The sequence below is a fragment of the Planktothrix sp. FACHB-1355 genome (assembly GCF_014748295.1).
In the GTDB taxonomy this organism is placed as follows: domain Bacteria; phylum Cyanobacteriota; class Cyanobacteriia; order Cyanobacteriales; family Aerosakkonemataceae; genus Aerosakkonema; species Aerosakkonema funiforme_A.
In genome coordinates, this window is sequence record NZ_JACJUP010000599.1 from 1 (window position 1) to 4,099 (window position 4,099).

At 42.3% G+C, this 4,099-nt stretch carries 3 protein-coding genes; all 3 read right to left on the reverse strand.

All coding sequences use genetic code 11. From position 1 onward, the window contains the following. The coding region (locus tag H6S82_RS21395; RefSeq protein WP_191056672.1) for a serine/threonine-protein kinase at positions 1–1,750 on the reverse strand (1,750 nt) is incomplete at its 3' end. Positions 1,751–1,765: 15 nt separating this feature from the next. Next, on the reverse strand, positions 1,766–1,972 hold the full coding sequence (locus H6S82_RS21400; RefSeq protein ID WP_190463815.1) for a hypothetical protein: 207 nt from the start codon (positions 1,970–1,972) through the stop codon (positions 1,766–1,768). Positions 1,973–2,036: 64 nt separating this feature from the next. Continuing rightward, a partial coding sequence (locus H6S82_RS21405; protein WP_199317932.1) for a hypothetical protein occupies positions 2,037–4,099 on the reverse strand: 2,063 nt, incomplete at its 5' end.

Here is a 4,099-nt window from a genome sequence, read left to right on the forward strand (position 1 = left end):
GGGAAATAAAATCAAAAGAAATTATGCCATCTTGATACAGCGATTTCAGGAATTGATTGGCAAAAAATGGGTTACCTTTGGTTTTTTGATGTACTAATTCTGTTAAAGGTAAGGCTTTTCCTGGAGGACAATTTAAAGTGTCGGCAACCAAGCGATTTAGGTCATGCACATCTAATGGCAATAGAGTAATTTGATTTATGGTGGCTCGATTTTTCCGAATTTCTTCTAATGTCAATATTAGGGGATGAGTAGGATTAACTTCGTTGTCACGATAGGCTCCTAGTAACAATAAAGAGCCGAGTTCTGCTCCTGTCATCAATAGTTGAATTAATTTTAATGAGGCAGAATCAGCCCATTGTAAGTCATCTAAGAAGATAACTAGGGGATGTTCTTTGGTGGCAAAAACTTGAATGAATTTTTCAAATAATATATTGAAACGGTTTTGGGCAGCGGTGGGTGGAAGTTCTGGGACTGCTGGCTGTTTGCCGATAATTCGTTCTAGTTCGGGAATAACATCAATAATTACCTGTCCATTTTCTCCTAATGCTGACAATATTTTTGTTGTCCATGTGCCTAGAGATGTGGCACTTTCTGTAAGTAACTGCCGCATTAAATTCTGGAATGCTTGTACTAAGGCAGCAAAAGGAATATTACGCTTAAATTGGTCGAATTTACCGGAAATAAAATAACCCCGTTGGCGAATAATGGGTTTGTGAACTTCATTGACGACGCTAGTTTTTCCAATTCCCGAAAAGCCAGTCACCAACATCAATTCGGTGCTTCCCCGACTAACTCGATCGAAAGCTGCTAGCAAGGTGAAAACTTCGGTTTCCCTACCATAGAGTTTTTCAGGAATGGAAAAGCGCTCTGAAATGTCTCTTTGTCCTAAAATAAAGGGTGAAATTTCCCCATTAGTTTGCCATGCCTGCAAACAGGTTTCTAAGTCGTATCGAAGTCCAAAAGCACTTTGATAACGTTCTTCAGGGGTTTTCGCCATCAATTTCATGATGATGTCGTTAACTATCTGGGGAATGGCGGGATTGACTTCAATGGGGGGAGTTGGTTTTTTAGCAATATGGGAATAAACTAACTCCATCGGATCGTTTGACTGGAAGGGAAGTCTGTTGGCTAGCAGTTCGTAAAATGTTACCCCTAGCGAATAGAAATCGGTGCGATAATCGATACCCCGATTCATTCTTCCTGTCTGTTCTGGGGACATATAAGTTAGGGTTCCTTCTAGGATGTTAGGATTTTGAATTTCTTGATTTTCTCTGGGTAAAAGAGAGGAGATACTGAAGTCAATTAGTTTGATTTCCTTAGTTTCGGAATTAATTAAAATATTCTGAGGTTTGATATCTTTATGAATAATTCGGTTAGTATAAAGCCCTTCTAAAGTTTCGGCGATGGCAATGGCTATATTCAGAAATTCATTCAAGCTGATGTTTCTGGAATTGGTGTAATCTTTGAGAGAGATGCCGCCGAAGTCCTCCATTACTAGAGCAAAACCATTGCGGTAGTTTTCCAGGCTAATGATGGGGAGAATCCCAGGTAGGTTGAGGTTTTTGGTAATGATGTACTGATTGCGGATCTGCACGAGTTCGGAAAAAGTGGGATACTCGCTTTTGTGCAGTTTGAGTACAATGGGTCTTCGATCTGATTCTTTAATTCCGCGATAGATTAGGGTTCTGAAGCCGTCATAGATTTTGTCGCTGATGCGATAGCCTGGAAGTATAACCATTGGGTTTGTCATCTGTTGTCATCTGTGTCATCTGTCTTCAGAACGATGATAACCGAACCAAAGGTAGATTCCCAAAACGCAATGCCTGGTGTAGTTTTGCTTTAACACTCTCAAAAATGAGAACTTACCGATTTGGGCATCATACCGCACCAAAGCCTTGATAGCCGCCAGCTTGCGGTTAATCGTCGCCTCCTTCAGATTCTGCTCCACCAACCGGAGCTTGTACTTTAGCACCAGCGCGATCGCATACCTTGTCCGTCCCCAAATACAAAATCTTCTGGCGGGAAGGGAGTAAGTATCAATCTTTCTCTAAATCTTGACCCTTCGACTGCAAACCCTTGCCATTCAATTGCTCAAAAGCTTGTTTCTCAGCCTCATCAAAATTGCAAGTAACAGCCGGACAGCCTTTCTTAGCTTTATAAAGCGTACCCCGATTTGAAATCTCATCGACAATTCGCAGAGTTTCGGTAGGAGTATGCAGAATCACCCGATACTTACCATCATTGAAAGTGCTAGTTTGAATTTCTTCTCCCATATTAGCAACATTACCTTGCAAGCTTTTAATCGCAGAAGTAAGCATCTTCTTTTCCCATTCCTCCCTCACGGGTACTGACTGCTGCTGCGATACATCCACAGATTGCACTACTTCACGAGTACATCGCTTAAATCCATCCTGCTGTTCTAAACGATATCCCTTTTCTACTAAAAATGCCGCAACCAATCTATCAGTTCCAGGTGCATCCCCCACCACAAACGATGCACCAGCCTCTATAGCTTTTTCTAACAACGGAACGTAATGCTGTTGGAAAGTTTGCTGCATTTTTTCATCCGTTACCCCACGCCAAGGGCCAGAACCAGATACCATAATCATATCATCTTTTGAATAAACCCCGGTATTCCCACGTTCCCCCCAAGCTTGTTGATAATTGCGGGTAGAAGATGGCGTTCCCGGCGATGCAGCAGAAAAGCCAATAAATTGAGTTGCCATTTCAGCCATCGCCACATCTTTTGGGAAATGAGATGCCACTTTCTCATTCAACGGTGCTAGATTAGCTAAGGGATTAGTAGATTCTTGAATTTTTGAAGTATCTTTTGATTCAAACGATGGTTGTACTTGTACCGAGGAGGATGTAGAAGCAACAGTTTGTATGGTTTCTCTACTGTCCTGCACTTTAGAAGCAGCAGTATTTAACAATGATTGCATCTCATCAAGCGGTACAGCAATCAATTTTATATGCTGTCCCCCTTGCATCTGTTCGTATTCTAGAGGAAAATTAAAAGCAGCAGTCAACCGAGAAGCAGTCTTCGATTCTGACTTATAAGTTGGCAGTAAAATTCCAAAATACAATTCTTCCTGTTCCCCCTTGTCAGCAATTGCCACAAAACTACTAGCACCAAATTTACTATCAAGTTCCTTAGCAAACGCCGAAATTAACTCAATTTCTTTCCCTTTCGCTCGCATGAAATTATCAACTTCATCACCAGGGATGAAATAAGCTTTAAAATCAGCCGCATCATCGTGCATCAAAGCAGTAGTTTTCTCTGGATACCGTTCTCTCAATAAAGGCTTTAAGGCATCCGTCAAACTCAATTTCTTAGTCTTAACTAACGGTTCTTCCTTCGTCCACACTTCAGGATATTTAACGGTAGCAGAATCTACTTTAATATGAGCGATCGTAGCAGGTGCAGATTCCAGATTAGCCTTAAACTGAAACCCTTGCACTGATATCCCTTTTTCCGATAACTTTTCAGTCAATTCAGCCAACGATTCCTTATCGATCGCACCCAACGGCTTACCATCAATAAGCGCGATCGCGCTTTTGCTATTCTGTACTTGGATAGTAACCGTTCCCGCCTCCCCATGCCACTCGCGTTCGGGAAAAGCATACTTCTTCAACTGTCCCACCTTCAGTTGATTACCCTTACTGCTGGTAACGATAATGCTAGCCCCCGGTGGTGAGGAGATAGTAGCTTCAAACTGAGTACCAATCGGCAATTGGGCAGATTCGCTGCGAAACACACCCAACTTCTTCCCTTCTGCAACTAACCATCGCTTATTCTGAGTAGGATTAGCAGGGTCAGACGCTTGAATAATCTCGCAACTGACTTTCTCACCCACCCAGCGGCGACCCAGGTGTTCGTTACTCGGTTTATGGGTACCCACCACTGCAAAATCGGTAAACTGTAATTCGTGCAGTCTTCCACCTATCTCCCAACCAAACATCGCAAATGCAGCAGATGACTTCTTTGTGGCATTTTCATCTTTCCCGCTGGTGGATAGTTCCCACATCGCCGCCGCTATTGTTTCTTTTTGAGAGTCGGGTATATTTTCTCTATTCTTATTGGCAAAATCTCTCGCTT